The organism is Curtobacterium pomorum (assembly GCF_044497295.1).
Classification (GTDB): Bacteria; Actinomycetota; Actinomycetes; order Actinomycetales; family Microbacteriaceae; genus Curtobacterium.
The window spans coordinates 3,613,776-3,630,079 of the sequence record NZ_CP172409.1; the positions used below are offsets into that span (position 1 = coordinate 3,613,776).

Below are 16,304 nucleotides of genomic sequence, written 5' to 3' on the forward strand. Positions count from 1 at the left end.
CCTAGCTCTTCCGCGGGGCCTCGGCCGATGCGGCCGCAAGCTCTCCGCTGCGGTAGAAGGAGAAGGCCTTGGCGACCTTCTCGGGGGAACCGGCGACGACGATGGTGTCCCCGGGGAACACGACGAAGTCCGGCGAGGGTGCCGGGTTGGCGCTGTCGCCACGGACGACGGCCACGACGGTCAGGCCGATGAAGCCGGAGTCGTGCAGGTCGCCGAGGGGCTTGCCGGCGATCGCGTCGTCGTAGTCGACCGAGAACCAGTCGATGGACAGGCCGGGGATCTCGTCGAGCTTGTCGAGGCCCTCGGTGATCCGGGTACCGCCCAGGAGTTCGGCGAGGGTGTGCGCCTCGTCCTCGCTGAGGCGCAGCGAGACCTTCTCGGACTTGTCCGCGCCGTCGGAGACGTCGGCGAACGAGATGAGGTCGGAGTGACCCGACCGGTGCGTGATGACACCGCACTTGCCACCGTCGTCGGTGTAGAAGCTGTGCAGCACGCCGACTCCGGGGAGTTTGACGCGATGGACGTCGACCATGATGGCTCCCTTTTCGAGTACCCCGATGATAACCACCGGGGGTGCCCGGCCATTCCACACCTGCCGGGCCGCTATCGTCACCGCATGGGGAGAACTCGGATCGTCGTCGGGGTCGTCGGGACGCTGGTCGTCGCGCTGTACGCGGGGTTGCTGGCGCTCAACGCGCTCGTGCTCGATCCGCTCGGCGCGGTGCCCGGGCAGTCGCTCGGTGCGATCTACCGCCACCTCGACGCGCAGGGGTACCAGGTGCGGACCGACGTCGTGGCGGTGCTCGTCATCGCGGCGGTCGGCATCGCGTTGGCGGTCACGGTCCTGATCGTGACGCTGGTCCGGCGGACGACGGCGCACGTCGCCGCCGTCTGGCTGCTGGCGATCGTGGCCGCAGGCGCCGTCCAGGTGTTCGGTTCCGGGTTCCAGCTCGGGATGGACGTGGCCGACGGCTACGGCATCGGCGGCGAGGACCACACCATCTGGGCCGGTGTGCTGTACGTCACGAGTCTCGTCGCACTGCTCGCGATCCCGGTCGTGCTCGTCGTCGGCGAGCGACGCCGTGGTCGCACCGTGGCGGGGACGCTGGCCGCCTGACGGACGCACCCCGGGCCTCCCGTCCGGAGGCCCGTGGCCGCGTCCGCGACGCGGGTCGTTACTCCGGCTCGCTCGTCTTCTCCCCCACGACCTGCTCGTCCGACGCCTTCGCGCCCTCGGCGCCGCTGCTGCGGCCGCCACCCACGACGACGTCGTCCTCGTCGAAGCCGAACGCGATGTCCGGCGCCTCGAGCCGCACGCGGTCGGCGCTCTCGTCGTCGGGCTGCAGCTGCGACTCGCGTTCCGCGGCCACGCGCTTCAGGTAGTTCGACACCTCGTGCTCGGTCGTCTCCTGGTCCCAGCCGAGCACGTCGGCCATGAGCTTCGCAGCGACCGGGGCCGCCGACTCACCGCGGTCCCAGGCCTCGATCGAGATGCGGGTGCGGCGGGCGAGGACGTCCTCCAGGTGCAGGGCCCCCTCGTGCGAGGCTGCGTACACGACCTCGGCACCGATGTAGTCGTCGGCGCCCGGGAGCGGCTCGGCCAGGGTCGGGTCCTGCTCGACGAGCTGCAGCACCTCGGTGGCCAGGGTGCCGTAGCGGTTCAGCAGGTGCTCGATGCGGACCTTGTGCACGTTGAAGCTCCGGGCGGTCCGTGCGCGGCGGTTCCACGCGGCCGGGTAGCCCTCGGCGCCGAGCAGTGGGATGTCCTCGGTCGTCGACGCCGGGATCTTGCCGTCCATCGCGGCGACGGCCTCGTCGATGGCGTCCTTGCCCATCACCCGGTAGGTCGTCCACTTGCCGCCGGCGACGACCACGAGCCCGGGTACCGTGTGCGCCACGACGTGCTCGCGGCTGAGCTTCGAGGTCTGGTCGGACTCCCCCGCCAGCAACGGCCGGAGGCCCGCGTAGACACCCTCGACGTCCTCACGGGTGAGCGGGACGCGGAGCACCTTGTTGACGTGTTCGAGGATGTAGTCGATGTCCGCCGCGGTCGCCGCCGGGTGCGCCTTGTCGAGGTACCAGTCGGTGTCGGTCGTGCCGACCAGCCAGTGCCGGCCCCACGGGATCACGAACAGCACGCTCTTCTCGGTGCGCAGGATCATGCCCATGTTCGACTGGAACCGGTCGCGCGGGATGACCAGGTGCACGCCCTTCGACGCCCGCACCTTGAACTGCCCGCGGGTGCCGATCATCGCCTGCGTGTCGTCCGTCCAGACACCCGTGGCGTTCACGACCTGCTTCGCGCGGATCTCGAACCGCTCCCCGGTCTGGATGTCGTGGGCCTGCGCGCCGACGACGCGCTCCCCCACCTTGATGAAGCCCTCGATCCGAAGCCGGCTCGCGGCGTGGGCACCGTAGGACACCGCGGTGCGGACGAGCGAGGCCACGTAGCGGGCATCGTCGACCTGGGCGTCGTAGTAGGTCATGCCGCCGACGAAGGCGTCCTTCTTGAGCGACGGCATCGAGCGGAGCACCTGCGTGCGGCTGAGGTGCCGGTGGTGCGGGACCCCGGGCGGGCGTCCGCCGGACCAGCTGAAGGCGTCGTACATCGCCATGCCGATGCCGATGTAGAACCGCTCCCACACGCGGTGGTTGAGCGGGTACAGGAAGCGCACCGGCTTCACCAGGTGCGGGGCGATCCGCTGCAGCAGCAGCCCGCGTTCGATGAGGGCCTCGCGCACGAGCCCGAAGTTCAGCTGCTCCAGGTAGCGGATGCCGCCGTGCACGAGCTTCGACGAACGGCTCGACGTGCCGGAGCCCCAGTCGCGGGCCTCGACGATGCCGACGGTCAGGCCGCGGGTGACGGCGTCGAGCGCACTGCCCGCACCGACGATGCCGCCGCCCACGACCAGGACGTCGAGCTCCTTCGTCTTGAGGGTCTCGATCGCCGCCGCGCGTTCGTCGGGGCCGAGCTTGGCCGCGGGGTCGAACCCCGCTCCCGGCACGACGACGCCAGGACGTCCGGCCGAACTGGTCTGCTTCGTGGTGCTGGACTTCGCCATCGTCGCCTCCGGGTCACGGTCGGCGCCGAGGCGTCACCCGCGTCGGTGCACGGGTGCCACCAGGATCACTGGTGGTACGGCGCCACGACCACTTCTACTCGCTGGAACTCCTTGGCGTCGGAGTATCCGGTCGTCGCCATCGATCGGCGCAGCGCACCGACGAGGTTGGCACGGCCGTCGTGGGTCGGCGTCGGACCGTTCAGCACGTTCTCGAGCGGGGCGATCGTGCCCACCTCGACCCGGCGGCCACGGGGCAGCTCCGGGTGGTGCGCCTCGGCACCCCAGTGGAAGCCGCCACCGGGCGCCTCGGTGGCACGGGCGAGCGCGGTGCCGAGCATGACGGCGTCGGCGCCGACCGCGATCGCCTTGACGATGTCGCCGGCGGTGTCGAGCCCGCCGTCGGCGATGACGTGCACGTAGCGGCCACCCGACTCGTCCAGGTAGTCACGACGGGCGCCGGCGACGTCGGCGACCGCGGTGGCCATCGGCGCGTGGATGCCGAGCGCGGCGCGCGTGGTCGACGCAGCGCCGCCGCCGAACCCGACGAGGACACCGGCGGCACCGGTGCGCATCAGGTGCAGCGCCGACGTGTAGGTCGAGGCACCGCCCACGATCACCGGGACGTCGAGCTCGTAGATGAACTTCTTGAGGTTGAGGGGCTCTTCGTTCTGCGACACGTGCTCGGCCGAGACCGTCGTACCGCGGATGACGAACAGGTCGACACCGGCGTCGACGACCGTCTTCGAGAACTCCTGCGTGCGCTGCGGGCTGAGCGAGCCGGCGACCGGGACCCCGGCGGCACGGATCTCGGCCAGGCGCGCGGTGATCAGCTCCGGCTTGATCGGCTCGGAGTAGATCTCCTGCATGCGCTTCGTGACGTTGCCGTCGGTGAGCGACTTGATCTCGTCGTAGTACGGCGTCGGGTCCTCGTACCGGGTCCACAGCCCCTCGAGGTCGAGGACGCCCAGGATGCCGAGCTTGCCCATCTGGATGACCGTGGCCGGCGAGGACACGGAGTCCATCGGCGCGGAGAGGATCGGCGACGCGAAGGTGAACGCGTCGATCGACCACTGCACGCTGACGTCGCGCGGGTCACGCGTCCGCCTGGAGGGGACCACTGCGATGTCGTCGAACGCGTACGCCCGACGTCCGCGCTTGCCTGCACCGATCTCGACTTCGCTCACCCGGCAAGCCTACCGGGCGGGTCCGGGGGCGTGCACGGACCGGACGGTGCGGCTCGCACCGTGCGAGGCCTGCCGCGTACGGTGCGAGGTTCCGTGTTCGGTGCGAGGTCGCGAGGGTCGCACGACGTGCGGAACCTCGCACCACGCAGCCATCACCACGCAGCCATCACCACGGAGCCGTCAGCGCGGGCGGAGTCGTCAGCGCGGACGCCGCGGCGCCCGTCGGCGCTTCCGGAGCGCCCGCAGCACGAATCCGAGCAGGAGCGCGAGCACCACGAGGACGACGAGCAGCACGGCCGCGACCTTGACGAGCAACGCCGCCCCGACGAAGAGTGCGATGAACACGAGCCAGACGAGGGCGTCGAGCACGAGGGGTCCGGAGGTGCGCACCCGCGGAACGATACCGACCCGCGCGGGGCGAGCCGCGCCTCCTGGCCGGGTACAGGAGCGGGGCCGTGCGGCGCGAAGCGACCACGCACGGCCCCACCCATCGCGGATACCACCCCCACAGCGGTACCCGCAGTCGACACAGCGCGCTAGCGCCCTGCGTCGACGTCCTTGGCGAGCGTCCCCAGGTACAGCTCGATGACCTTCGGGTCGTCCGCGAGTTCCTTCCCCGTGCCCGAGTACGCGTTCCGCCCCTGGTCGAGCACGTACCCACGATCGCAGATCTGCAGACAGCGTCGCGCGTTCTGCTCCACCATGACGATCGACACACCGGCCTTGTTGATCCGTCGGGTCCGCAGGAACGTCTCGTCCTGCCGCACCGGCGACAGGCCCGCGCTCGGTTCGTCGAGCAGGAGCACCTTCGGGTCCATCATCAGCGCGCGCGCCATCGCGACCGACTGTCGCTCACCGCCGGACAGGGAGCCGGCCCGCTGGCCGCGCCGCTGCGCGAGCACCGGGAACAGGTCGTAGATGACCTCGAGCCGCTCGGCGAACTTGCGGGGCCGCAGGTACAGCCCCATCTGCAGGTTCTCCTCGATGGACAGCGAGGGGAACACGTTGTTCGTCTGCGGGACGAAGCCGACGCCGGCCTGGACGAGCTTGTTCGCCTTGAGGTTCGTGATGTCCTCACCCTGCAGCGTGACCGATCCCTCGCGGATCGACACGAGACCGAACAGGGCCTTGAGCAGGGTGGACTTGCCCGCACCGTTCGGCCCGATGATGCCGATCAGCTCGCCGGGGTAGCAGTCCAGGTCGCAGCCGTTCAGGATGTTCACGCCCGGCAGGTAGCCGGCGACGAGGTTCTTCGCGCTCAGCACCGGCTCGCGTTCCAGCGTGGCCGCCTGGGACGGACTGGAGGCGCTGCTCGCGTTCGTGGGGTCGACTGCGTCCGTCATCGGGTCTTCTCCTCTGCTGCTGCATCCGCCGCGTCTTCTTCCGCGACTTCCTCCGCCAGTTCCTCGAAGGTCTCCTCGGTGAGGAGCGAGTCGTCGCCCAGGTCGGTGTCGTGGTGCGCACCGAGGTACGCGTCGATGACCGCCTGGTCGTCCATCACGGTGTCGGCCGGACCCTCGGCGACGACCTTGCCCTCGGCCATCACGACCACCCAGTCCGAGATGTGCCGGACCATGTGCATGTCGTGCTCGACGAAGAGCACGGTCATGCCGTCGTCGCGCAGGGACTGGATGTGCCCGAGCAGCGACTGCGTCAGCGCGGGGTTCACGCCCGCCATCGGCTCGTCGAGCATGATCATCGTCGGGTCGGACATCAGCGCCCTGGCCATCTCGAGGAGCTTCCGCTGCCCGCCCGACAGCGAACCGGCGTAGTCGTCGGCCTTGTCGTCGAGCTTGAAGCGGGCGAGGAGGTCCTCGGCCTTCGCGGTGATCTCGCGCTCCCGCTTCGCCCACACGGGCTTGATCAGCGCCGCGAAGAAGTTCTCGCCGGGCTGGTCGCGGGCGCCGAGGAGCATGTTCTGCATGACGGTGAGCCGCGACAACGCCTTCGTCAGCTGGAACGTGCGCACCATGCCGCGGTTGGCGATGTGGGTCGCACTCGTCTTCTGCAGGGTCGCGCCGTTGAACTGCGTCCTCGCGCCGGGGCTCGGCTTGTCGAAGCCGGTCAGCAGGTTGAAGAACGTCGTCTTGCCGGCACCGTTCGGGCCGATCAGGGCCGTGATCGAACCGCGCTGGACCTCGAGGTGGTCGACGTCCACGGCGGTCATGCCGCCGAAGTGCCGGGTGACGCCGTCGACGGTGAGGATCGGGTCGGCCTTCGTGTAGCCGTAGGTCTCAGACACTGAACGTCAGCTCCTTCTTGTTGCCGAGCAACCCCTGTGGACGGAACACGATCAGGAGCATGAGCGCGACGCCGACGAGCACGTATGAGAACTGCTCCGCCTGCTGCGCGTTCATGATCGAGTCCGGGATGAAGTCGCCGGCCAGGGTGCGGATGAAGAGGCGGAGGACGAAGAAGAGCACGGCGCCGAGCACCGGACCGAACACCGTCGCGGCACCGCCGAGGATGAGCGCCGTCCAGATGAAGAACGTCATCGAGCGGCCCATGGCGTCCGGCTGCACCGAACTCGGCAGGACGTAGATGATCCCGGCGATCGCACCGAGTGCGCCACCGAACACGAGCGCCTGCATCTTGTACGAGTAGACGTTCTTGCCGAGGGAGCGGACGGCGTCCTCGTCCTCGCGGATCGCCTTCAGGACACGACCCCAGGGGCTGCGCATGAGCAGGAAGAGCACGAGCGTGAACAGGGCGACGAGCGCCCAGGCCGCGATGCGGATCCACCAGCCGTTGACACCGTTGTTGGCGTAGGTGAACCAGAGGATCGTCGTGGTGCCGTCGGGCAGCGGGCTCAGGGCGGTGAAGGGGTCGCGGTAGCTCGACCCGGTGATGCCGTTCGAGCCGCCGGTCGTCGTGGTGAGCAGGCTCGAACGGCCGACCATGCGGATGATCTCGGCGCCGGAGATCGTCACGATCGCCAGGTAGTCGCCGCGGAGCCGCAGGGTCGGGACGCCGAGGATGATCGCGAACACGATGGCGACGAGCAGGGCGATGAGCACCGCCATCACGAACGGCAGCCCGTTGGTGATCGAGATCGCGAAGCCGTAGGCACCGAGCAGCAGGAACGCCGCCTGGCCCATGTTCACGAGCCCGGTCAGGCCGAAGTGCACGTTCAGTCCGATGGCTGCCAGCGCGAACGCCGCCGTGGTCGGGGCGAGGGCCTCCTGGGTGAGCGAGGACAGCAGGTTGAGGATGTAGTCCATGCGCGTGCTCCCTTAGCCGACCCGCTCGGCGCGGCCGAAGATGCCCTGCGGTCGGAACAGCAGGATGAGGATGAGGATGACGAGGGCGGTGGCGTACTTGAAGTCACCGGGGAGCACGAGGTTCGTGAGCTCGACGACGACGCCGATGATCATCGACCCGACGAGTGCGCCGTAGGCCGTGCCGAGGCCACCGAGCGTGACCGAGGCGAACATGAGCAGGAGCAGCTGCAGGCCGGTCTGCCAGTTCACGCCGTTCAGGACGAGGCCGAGCATCACGCCGGACAGCCCGGCGAGACCGGCGGCGAGCGTCCACACGAAGCGGATGACCCGGTCGACGTCGATGCCGGACGCTGCGGCGAGCGCCGGGTTGTCCGACACCGCACGGGTGGCTCGGCCGAAGCGGGTCTTCGCCAGGAACAGCCCGGTGGCGACCAGGACGACGAGCGCGATGCCCATCGCCACGTAGGACTGCACCGTGAGGGTGACCCCGGCGAACCGGACCGTCTCGGGGTTGCCCTGCTGGATGCGGACGGTCGCTGCGCCGAAGAAGTACTGGAACGCGTACTGGGCGGCGATCGACAGACCGATCGTCACGATCATGAGCTGCGTGAGGCTGATCCGCTTGCGCCGCAGCGGTCGCCAGATCCCGGCGTCCTGCAGGTACCCGGTCGCCGCGCACAACAACGTGACGACGATGCCGGTCACCCAGATGTTCCAGCCGAGCTGGTTCGCGAACACGTAGGCCAGCAGCCCGCCGAGGGTGACCTGCTCGCCGTGCGAGAAGCTCGACAGCCCCGTCGTGCCGTAGATGAGCGAGAGGCCGATCGACGCGAGCGCGATGAGCAGGCCGAGGCGGATGCCCGAGGCGAACTGCTGCCATGCCCGCTGCGGGCTGACGCTCGACGAGTCGGACGTGGTCGTCGCGCCCTTCTGGTCGGACAGCTGGAAGATCTGTCCGACGTTGGCGTTCAGCGTCGCCTGGACCTTGCGCTCGGCGTCGGCCGCGTTCGTCAGGTACTGGCCCTTCGGCAGGGTGGCCTGGTCGACGCTGACGGTGTACTCGCCGGCCTCGTCGACGCTGACCGACCAGCGGCCGTCGGCGTTCGTCGTCGCCGTCTCGGCGAAGCCACCGGGGCCGGCGACGTCGACGTCGACGTCCTCGGCCGGTTCGCGCTCGGAGTCGGTGATCGTGCCCTGGATGCACCCGTTGTCGGGGCTGACGGTGCAGGACTGACTGGTGGCCGGCGCCGACGTGGCGCTGAAGGCCGGCAGGGTGACCGCCCAGTCGATCAGGAAGGTCGCCAGGAACGCGGCGACGAGCACGGCCGCGAGGACCGGTCGACGTCGCGCCTGGCGGAGGCGGAACAGACGCGGCTGCGCCCGTCCCGGAGGAGTGATGGATCCCACGGAAGAGCCTCTCGTTCGGATGACGAGGAACCTATGGGGATTTTGTGACACCCGTGTTTCCAACACGTTCCCTGTGTGATTCGTACCCGAACTGTGACGTTGTGGAGGAACGCGTCCGAAGGGGGCGCGATCCGTTCCCCCAGGCGGAACGCGGAATAGCGGGAGGGCCCATGCGCGTTACCATGTCCTATCCGGAACCCGCCGTTGCGTTCCCGGTGTCTCGACCACTTCACTCGCCCACGAAGGGGACCCATGGACCAGCCGGATCCGTTCGGATTCATCGGACTCACGTACGACGACGTCATGCTCCTGCCGGGGCACACCGACGTCATCCCGAGCGAGGCGTCCACCGCGTCCCGGCTCACCAGGCGGATCTCCGTCAACGTCCCGCTGCTCTCCGCGGCGATGGACACCGTCACCGAAGCCCGCATGGCCATCGCCATGGCGCGGCAGGGCGGCATCGGGATCCTGCACCGCAACCTGTCCATCGAGGACCAGGCGGCCTACGTCGACAAGGTCAAGCGCTCCGAGTCGGGCATGATCACCAACCCGGTGACCACCACCCCGGACGCCACGGTGGCCGAGGTCGACGCGATCTGCGGTCAGTTCCGCGTCTCCGGCCTGCCCGTGGTCGAGGCGGACGGCACCCTCGTCGGCATCATCACCAACCGCGACATGCGGTTCGTGGCCACGTTCGAGCAGTCGACCACCTTCGTGCGCGACGTCATGACCAAGGCGCCGCTGATCACCGCGATGGAGGGCATCGACCCGGAAGAGGCCATCGCGATCTTCGCGCAGCACAAGATCGAGAAGCTGCCGCTGGTGGACGCCGAAGGCAAGCTCCGCGGTCTCATCACCGTCAAGGACTTCGACAAGAGCGAGCAGTACCCGGACGCCACGAAGGACGACGAGGGCCGACTGCGCGTCGGTGCCGCGATCGGCTTCTTCGGTGACGCCTGGCAGCGTGCCGAGGCCCTGCGTGACGCCGGCGTCGACGTGCTCGTCGTCGACACCGCAAACGGCGAGAGCGAAGGCGTGCTCGACATGGTGCGCCGTCTCAAGGCCGACCCGTCGTTCGCGGACATCGACGTCATCGGCGGCAACGTCGCGACCCGTGCCGGTGCGCAGGCACTCATCGACGCCGGTGTCGACGCCGTCAAGGTGGGCGTCGGGCCCGGCTCGATCTGCACCACCCGCGTCGTCGCCGGCGTCGGTGTGCCGCAGGTCACCGCCGTGTACGAGGCCTCCCTCGCAGCACGCGAAGCCGGCGTGCCGATCATCGCCGACGGTGGCCTGCAGTACTCGGGCGACATCGCCAAGGCCCTGGTGGCCGGTGCCGACACCGTCATGCTCGGCTCGCTGCTGGCCGGCACCGACGAGTCCCCCGGCGACCTGGTCTTCGTGGGCGGCAAGCAGTTCAAGGCGTACCGCGGGATGGGCTCCCTGGGCGCACTGCAGACCCGCGGCAAGAAGACCTCGTACTCGAAGGACCGCTACTTCCAGGCCGACGTCCCCAACGACGACAAGCTGATCCCCGAGGGCATCGAGGGCCAGGTGCCCTACCGCGGCTCGGTCGGCAACGTCGTGTACCAGCTCACCGGTGGGCTCCGGCAGTCGATGTTCTACGTCGGCGGCCGCACGATCCCGGAGCTCAAGGCCCGCGGCAAGTTCGTCCGCATCACGGCTGCCGGGCTCAAGGAGTCGCACCCGCACGACGTCCAGATGGTCGTCGAGGCGCCGAACTACCGCAGCTGAGCCGACTGCACCCCGAACGCCCCGCTCCCCACCGGAGCGGGGCGTTCGTCGTCTGCCGGCAGTAGTGTCACGGCATGGTCAGCGCCGTCTCCCACACCACGATCGACTGCCGTGACGCCTACGCCCTGTCGGAGTGGTGGAAGCAGGTCCTCGGCTACGTCGACATCGCCGACGACCCGAACGCCCCCGGGCACGAGGAGTGCATGATCACCGCGCCCGACGGCTCGCACCAGGTGCTGTTCATCCAGGTCCCCGAGGCGAAGTCCGTGAAGAACCGGATCCACTTCGACCTGCGTCCCACCGACCGCACGCGCGATGCCGAGGTCGAGCGGCTGCGGGGCATCGGTGCGACCGAACTCGCGGACCTCCGACACGACGACGGTGGGTGGGTCGTGTTCGCGGATCCGGAGGGCAACGAGTTCTGCGTGCTGCGTTCCGCGGCTGAACGCGACGGCTGACGCGGGACCGGTCCGGGCGCCGATCCCTGATCCTCCGCACAGGAACGTCACGGCTCGGTAACGAAACAGTTTTGCGTACCGCCCCGTCACACGGGCGAAACACACGGACCCTACGTTTCTCGACATCCAGTGGAGGCGCCGCGTTCGACCCGAAGCGGCAACGCCTCCGCGCAGAGAAAGGGCTCCACGGATGATCAGAACCACCCGTGCCACCACGGCACTGGCGTTGGCAGGCGCAGCAGCCGTCCTGCTCGCCGCGTGTTCCACGACCAGCAGCGGCGACTCCCCTTCCAGCTCGGCGTCGAGCGACGCGAAGAAGGACCCCGCCGCCAGCTGCAAGGCCCCCGACACCCCCAGCACCGACGCGCTGAAGATCGGCACGATCCTGCCGCTCACCGGCTCGCTCGCCTACCTGAACCCGCCGGCCGAGTCCGGTGTCGGCCTCGCGGTCAAGGACATCAACGCCGCGGGCGGCGTCCTCGACAAGGACGTCACCATCGACCCCGCGACCGACTCCGGCGACAGCAACGACATGACCGTGTCGAGCTCGGCTGCGACGAAGCTCGTGAACGCGAAGGTCCCGGTCGCAATCGGCGCCGAGTCCTCGTCGGTCACGCTCAACGTCATCGACCAGCTCACCAGCAACTGCATCGTCGAGATCTCGCCCGCGAACACCGCGAGCGACCTCTCGGGCTACTCGTCGTACTACTACCGGACCGCTCCGCCGGACTCGGTGCAGGGTTCGGCGCTCGGTCAGCTCGTGACCGGTGACGGCAACGCCAAGGTCGCCTTCCTCGTCTTCAACGACACCTACGGCACGGGCCTCCGCAACTCGGTGCAGTCCGCGGTCGAGGCCTCCGGTGGCCAGGTCGTCTACGGCGGCAAGGGCGAGGGCCAGGAGTTCCCGCCCGGTCAGACCACGTTCTCGTCCGAGGTGACGGCCGCGCTCGCAGCCAAGCCGGACGCGATCGTCGTCCTGGCCTTCGACGAGACGAAGTCGATCATCCCGGAGCTCGTCTCGCAGGGGAACACGGCGAAGATCTACATGTCCGACGGCAACACGGCGGACTACTCGAAGGACTTCGACAAGGGCACCCTGACCGGCGCCCAGGGCACCATCCCCGGTGCCTCGCCGAAGGACGACTTCAAGAAGCAGCTGTCCGCCTTCTACAAGGACTCGTCGGGCAAGACGCTCGCCGACTACTCGTACGCGGCGGAGTCCTACGACGCCACCGTCCTCGCCGCCCTGGCTGCGGTGAAGGGCAAGGGCACCGACTCCGGCACGATCCAGGCGAACATGGCCGCGGTCTCCGGAGCCGACGGCGGCACCGAGTGCGCCACGTTCAAGGAGTGCGTCGCGCTCCTCGACGACGGCAAGGACATCCACTACACCGGCCCGTCCGGCATCGGTCCGTTCGACGACAACAACGACCCGTCGAGCGCCTACATCGGCATCTACAAGTTCGACGGCGACAACAAGCCCGTCTACCAGAGCGCCATCCAGGGCGCGGTCAAGAAGTAGAGCACCGGCTCCACCCCACGAAAGCGACAGTCCCCCGCGGGTCATCCGCGGGGGACTGTCGCTTTCGCGTGCGGGCAGCTGCGCCGTGCTGACGGGCGGACGGGAGGCCCGGGGTGCGCCCGTCAGGCGGGCTCGGCCGGGGCAGGTGCGAGCGCTCGGCGACGGGACGCCCGCGCGGCGGCGAACGAGTCCGCCGTCAGCACCACGAGCGCCAACCACACGATGCCGAAGCCGAACCAGCGCGCCGGCGGCATCGCCTCGTGCTGCACCACCACACCGACGAGCAGCTGCATCACGGGCGCGAGGTACTGCGTCAACCCGAGGGTCGACAGGCTCACCCGCCGTGCCGAGGACGCGAACAGCAGGAGCGGGACGGCCGTCGCCGGCCCCGTGAGCACCGTCACCAGCACGTGCACCCAGCCCTCGCTCGTGAACGTCACGCCGCCGCCGAGGCCCGTCGCACCGAGGACGACCAGCGCCACGACCGCGATCGGCAGCAGCCACACGGTCTCGATCGTGAGGCCGCTCAGCGCGTCGACCGTGCCACCGACGCGCTTCTTCACCAGCCCGTAGAGGCCGAAGGAACACGCGAGCACCAGCGAGATCCACGGCACCTGGCCGTAGCCGACGGCGATCACGACGACTGCCACGACACTGATGCCGACGGCCGCCCACTGCGCCGGCCGAAGCCGTTCGCGCAGGACCACGACGCCGAGTGCGATCGTGACCAGGGGGTTGATGAAGTACCCGAGTGCCGCCTCGACGGTGTGGCCGGTGGTGGTCGCCAGGACGTACACGGTCCAGTTCACCAGGATGAGGACCGCGGCCAGGCCCATCACGGCCATCACCCGCCGCTGCGCCATCAGGGTGCGGGTGCGGAGCCACGAGCGGGTGACGGCGATCGCCACCGCGCAGAACACCAGCCCGAAGACGATGCGCCAGGCGACGATCTCGAACGCGCCGGCCGGGGCCATCGCCGCGAAGAGCAGGGGCATGAGGCCCCAGAGCCCGTACGCGATGATCGCCTGCACCACGCCGACGGATGCCTCGCTGCGGACGGGTCGCGCCGGACTCGGTTCACTCACGGAACCATCCTAGGAACGACCGCTGACTCGCCGGTCGGACCACGGGCCTCCCGGTCGCCCCGAACGCACGGACGCCCCGCCGGCCGACAGGCCGAACGGGGCGTCCGAGAGGAGTACTGGACTCAGTTGACGACGACCGCGAGGACGTCACGGGCCGACAGGACCAGCAGGTCCTCGCCCGAGTACTTGACCTCGGTTCCGCCGTACTTGGAGTAGATGACCTTGTCACCCACGGCGACGTCGAGCGGGACGCGGTTGCCGTTGTCGTCGATGCGACCCGGACCCACGGCGACGACCTCGCCCTCCTGGGGCTTCTCCTTCGCGGTGTCGGGGATGACCAGACCGGATGCGGTGGTCTGCTCCGCCTCGACCTGGCGGATGACGATGCGATCCTCGAGCGGCTTGATGCTGACGGCCACGGTGACCTCTTCTTTCTCGGTACGGACTCGGTACAGATGAAAACCGGGTTGGCACTACGCACAGGAGAGTGCCAACGCCAACTCTAGGGGGACACTGGCACTCGGTCAATCCGAGTGCCAGCACATCAGGGGAACATCCAGCACCTGGGAGGATCGGGACATGGAAGCCGCCGAACTCGCCGCACTGCTGACCCCTGACGGGATGGCCCTGCTCGACCGTACCCCCGGCGTCTCGGACGGCGGCGAGATCGTCCGGGTGGTGTCCCGGCTGCGGTCCGAAGGCCACGACCCGCAGCTCGTCTCGGCGGTCCTGACCCAGGCGAAGCTCCGGCAGAAGGCCCGTGGCAAGTTCGGCGACTTCGCCGCCCGCATGCTCTTCACCGAGGCCGGACTCGAGCAGGCGACCCGCTTGCAGGTCGCCGCACAGCACGCCGGGCGCTTCGCCGCGGCCGGGCTCACGCGTGTCGCCGACCTCGGCTGCGGTATCGGCGGCGACGCGATGGCGATGGCCGCGCTCGACCTCGACGTCACCGCGGTGGACCGCGACGAGGTCACCGCTGCGGTCGCGACGCACAACCTCGCGGTGTGGCCGAACGCACGGGTCGAACTGGGCGACGCGGCCGCGTTCGACGTCTCCCGCGTCGACGGCATCTGGATGGACCCCGCACGTCGGACCTCCGGCCACTCGGACACCCGTCGCCTGGCCGACCCCGACGACTGGTCGCCGTCCCTGGACACCGTGTTCGCCGCCGCGACGAGCACCCCGACGGGCGTGAAGCTCGGGCCCGGCATCGACCGCGACCTGATCCCCGACACTGCCGAGGCGCAGTGGACCTCCGTCGACCGCGAGGTCGTCGAGCTCGCGCTGTGGTTCGGGCCCCTCGCCCGGCCGGGGATCCGCCGAGCGGCCACCGTGATCGGTGCGCACGGCATCGCCGAGATGACCGGCCCGGCCGACGCCGAGGACGCCGAGGTGGGCCCGCTCGGCGCCTACCTGTACGAGCCGGACGGCGCCGTCATCCGCGCACGGCTCATCGGCGACCTGGCACGCGCCCTCGACGGCCACATGGTCTCCGACGGGATCGCGTACGTGACCTCGGACCGTGCCGTGACGACGCCGTTCGCCCAGGGCTTCCGGGTGCTCGACACCATGCCGCTCGACGTGAAGCGCCTGTCGGCCCGGCTCGCCGCGGACGGCATCGGCACCGTGGAGATCAAGAAGCGCGGCGTCGACGTCGATCCGGCGCAGTTCCGCAAACGGCTGCGGCTGCGCGGGACCGGCCGGGTCACGCTCGTGCTCACCCGCCTGGACGGGCGGCACAGCGCGGTCCTGTGCGAGCGGCTCAGCTGATGAAGGCGCCGGTGCCCGAGTCGTAGTCGTAGGTGGAGTACGAGCTCTGGCCGATCACGCCGAGGAAGATGATGAAGGCGATCCAGATCAGCCAGACACCGGCCATCACCCAGCCGGCGATGATGCCGGTGAGGGCGAGGCCGCGGCCGGCCTCACCGTTCTGCTTGATCTTGCCGAGCGCGACGTGGCCGAGGATCGCGCCGGCGGGGCCGAGCAGGATCGCGATGAACCACATCGGGATGGCGGCGAGACCGAACACGATCGACAGGATCGCCAGCGTGTTGTTCTTCGGGCGCTGCGCGTAGGGCTGGTAGCCGGTCGAACCGTAGGCGCCGGCGGCGTAGGGCTGCTGCTGCTGCGGCGCGTACGGGTTCTGGCCGCCCTGGGGCTGCGCGTAGGGGTTCTGGCCGCCCTGAGGCTGCGCGTACGAGTTCTGCTGCCCGTAGGGGTTCTGGGCCGCACCGTACGGGTCCTGGGGCGCCTGCGGGGCCGAGTACGGGTTCTGCGGCTGCTGCGGCTGCTGCGGCGCCGCGTACGGGTTCGACGGGTGCTGCTGGCCGTACGGGTTGGACTGCTGGGGCTGGCCGGAGGGGTTCGGCTGCTGGGGCTGGCCGGAGGGGTTCGGCTGCTGCGGTGCCGCGTACGGGTTCGACGGGTGCTGCTGGCCGTACGGGTTCTGCGGCTGCTCGGGAGCCGACGGGGCCTGCGGTGCGTCCGGAGCCTGCGGCGCGTCCGGAGCGGGCGTCCCCTCCGGCTGCCCACCGGTCGTGCTGCCCGGCGTCGTCTCGCCCGGCTTCGGCCACTCGTTCTGATCGGACACCGTCCACCCCTCTCGGCGCC

At 69.6% G+C, this 16,304-nt stretch carries 16 protein-coding genes; 5 read left to right on the plus strand and 11 right to left on the minus strand.

Translation table 11 applies throughout. From position 1 onward, the window contains the following. Nucleotide 1 precedes the first annotated feature (1 nt). Nucleotides 2–532, minus strand: a complete 531-nt coding sequence (locus ACGH48_RS17285) for a cation:proton antiporter regulatory subunit (RefSeq protein ID WP_071260110.1) — start codon at nucleotides 530–532, stop codon at nucleotides 2–4. Nucleotides 533–616: 84 nt separating this feature from the next. Here ACGH48_RS17285 and ACGH48_RS17290 point away from each other — a divergent pair, with 84 nt between their 5' ends. Beyond that, nucleotides 617–1,117: a hypothetical protein gene (locus tag ACGH48_RS17290; protein ID WP_396289520.1), complete on the plus strand. Its 501-nt coding sequence runs from the start codon at nucleotides 617–619 to the stop codon at nucleotides 1,115–1,117. A 58-nt stretch (nucleotides 1,118–1,175) separates the two neighbouring features. On the opposite strand, the gene ACGH48_RS17295 is transcribed toward ACGH48_RS17290, so the two are convergent. From ACGH48_RS17295 to ACGH48_RS17325, 7 genes are all read right to left on the minus strand, one after another. Beyond that, nucleotides 1,176–3,062: a glycerol-3-phosphate dehydrogenase/oxidase gene (locus ACGH48_RS17295; RefSeq protein ID WP_396289522.1), complete on the minus strand. Its 1,887-nt coding sequence runs from the start codon at nucleotides 3,060–3,062 to the stop codon at nucleotides 1,176–1,178. A 65-nt stretch (nucleotides 3,063–3,127) separates the two neighbouring features. Then, nucleotides 3,128–4,246 (minus strand): GuaB3 family IMP dehydrogenase-related protein, encoded by a 1,119-nt coding sequence (locus tag ACGH48_RS17300; RefSeq protein ID WP_123311799.1) that lies wholly within the window; start codon nucleotides 4,244–4,246, stop codon nucleotides 3,128–3,130. Between the two features lie 198 nt (nucleotides 4,247–4,444). After that, on the minus strand, nucleotides 4,445–4,636 hold the full coding sequence (locus ACGH48_RS17305) for a hypothetical protein (protein ID WP_027466695.1): 192 nt from the start codon (nucleotides 4,634–4,636) through the stop codon (nucleotides 4,445–4,447). A 146-nt stretch (nucleotides 4,637–4,782) separates the two neighbouring features. Then, nucleotides 4,783–5,589: an ABC transporter ATP-binding protein gene (locus tag ACGH48_RS17310; RefSeq protein ID WP_340197759.1), complete on the minus strand. Its 807-nt coding sequence runs from the start codon at nucleotides 5,587–5,589 to the stop codon at nucleotides 4,783–4,785. Beyond that, the gene (locus tag ACGH48_RS17315; protein WP_123293178.1) at nucleotides 5,586–6,488 is read right to left on the minus strand and encodes an ABC transporter ATP-binding protein; all 903 of its coding nucleotides are present in this window, start codon (nucleotides 6,486–6,488) and stop codon (nucleotides 5,586–5,588) included. The genes ACGH48_RS17310 and ACGH48_RS17315 overlap by 4 nt, the downstream gene beginning before the upstream one ends. After that, on the minus strand, nucleotides 6,481–7,467 hold the full coding sequence (locus ACGH48_RS17320) for a branched-chain amino acid ABC transporter permease (RefSeq protein WP_123311797.1): 987 nt from the start codon (nucleotides 7,465–7,467) through the stop codon (nucleotides 6,481–6,483). The genes ACGH48_RS17315 and ACGH48_RS17320 overlap by 8 nt, the downstream gene beginning before the upstream one ends. Before the next feature lie 12 nt (nucleotides 7,468–7,479). Beyond that, nucleotides 7,480–8,874 (minus strand): branched-chain amino acid ABC transporter permease, encoded by a 1,395-nt coding sequence (locus ACGH48_RS17325; protein WP_260232981.1) that lies wholly within the window; start codon nucleotides 8,872–8,874, stop codon nucleotides 7,480–7,482. 252 nt (nucleotides 8,875–9,126) lie between these two features. Between ACGH48_RS17325 and guaB the strand changes: the two genes are divergently transcribed. From guaB to ACGH48_RS17340, 3 genes are all read left to right on the plus strand, one after another. Continuing rightward, complete coding sequence (gene guaB / locus ACGH48_RS17330) at nucleotides 9,127–10,629, plus strand: IMP dehydrogenase (RefSeq protein ID WP_123293173.1); 1,503 nt, start codon at nucleotides 9,127–9,129, stop codon at nucleotides 10,627–10,629. A gap of 74 nt (nucleotides 10,630–10,703) precedes the next feature. Beyond that, nucleotides 10,704–11,087 carry a VOC family protein gene (locus tag ACGH48_RS17335; protein WP_340197760.1) on the plus strand — a complete coding sequence of 128 codons (384 nt, stop codon included), beginning with the start codon at nucleotides 10,704–10,706 and terminating at the stop codon, nucleotides 11,085–11,087. Between the two features lie 190 nt (nucleotides 11,088–11,277). After that, on the plus strand, nucleotides 11,278–12,609 hold the full coding sequence (locus ACGH48_RS17340) for an ABC transporter substrate-binding protein (RefSeq protein WP_123311793.1): 1,332 nt from the start codon (nucleotides 11,278–11,280) through the stop codon (nucleotides 12,607–12,609). Nucleotides 12,610–12,731: 122 nt separating this feature from the next. Here ACGH48_RS17340 and rarD read toward each other — a convergent pair whose 3' ends face one another. Beyond that, complete coding sequence (gene rarD, locus ACGH48_RS17345) at nucleotides 12,732–13,694, minus strand: EamA family transporter RarD (protein ID WP_181437351.1); 963 nt, start codon at nucleotides 13,692–13,694, stop codon at nucleotides 12,732–12,734. Nucleotides 13,695–13,816: 122 nt separating this feature from the next. Next, entirely contained in the window at nucleotides 13,817–14,113 is a 297-nt protein-coding gene (gene groES, locus ACGH48_RS17350; protein ID WP_110893972.1) for a co-chaperone GroES, read from the minus strand. Nucleotides 14,114–14,273: 160 nt separating this feature from the next. On the opposite strand from groES, the gene ACGH48_RS17355 reads away from it, so the two are divergent. Next, the gene (locus ACGH48_RS17355) at nucleotides 14,274–15,464 is read left to right on the plus strand and encodes a class I SAM-dependent methyltransferase (RefSeq protein WP_340197762.1); all 1,191 of its coding nucleotides are present in this window, start codon (nucleotides 14,274–14,276) and stop codon (nucleotides 15,462–15,464) included. Here the strand turns inward: ACGH48_RS17355 and ACGH48_RS17360 are convergent. Then, nucleotides 15,457–16,284, minus strand: a complete 828-nt coding sequence (locus ACGH48_RS17360; protein WP_396289523.1) for a DUF4190 domain-containing protein — start codon at nucleotides 16,282–16,284, stop codon at nucleotides 15,457–15,459. The genes ACGH48_RS17355 and ACGH48_RS17360 overlap by 8 nt on opposite strands. Between the last annotated feature and the right edge of the window lie 20 nt (nucleotides 16,285–16,304).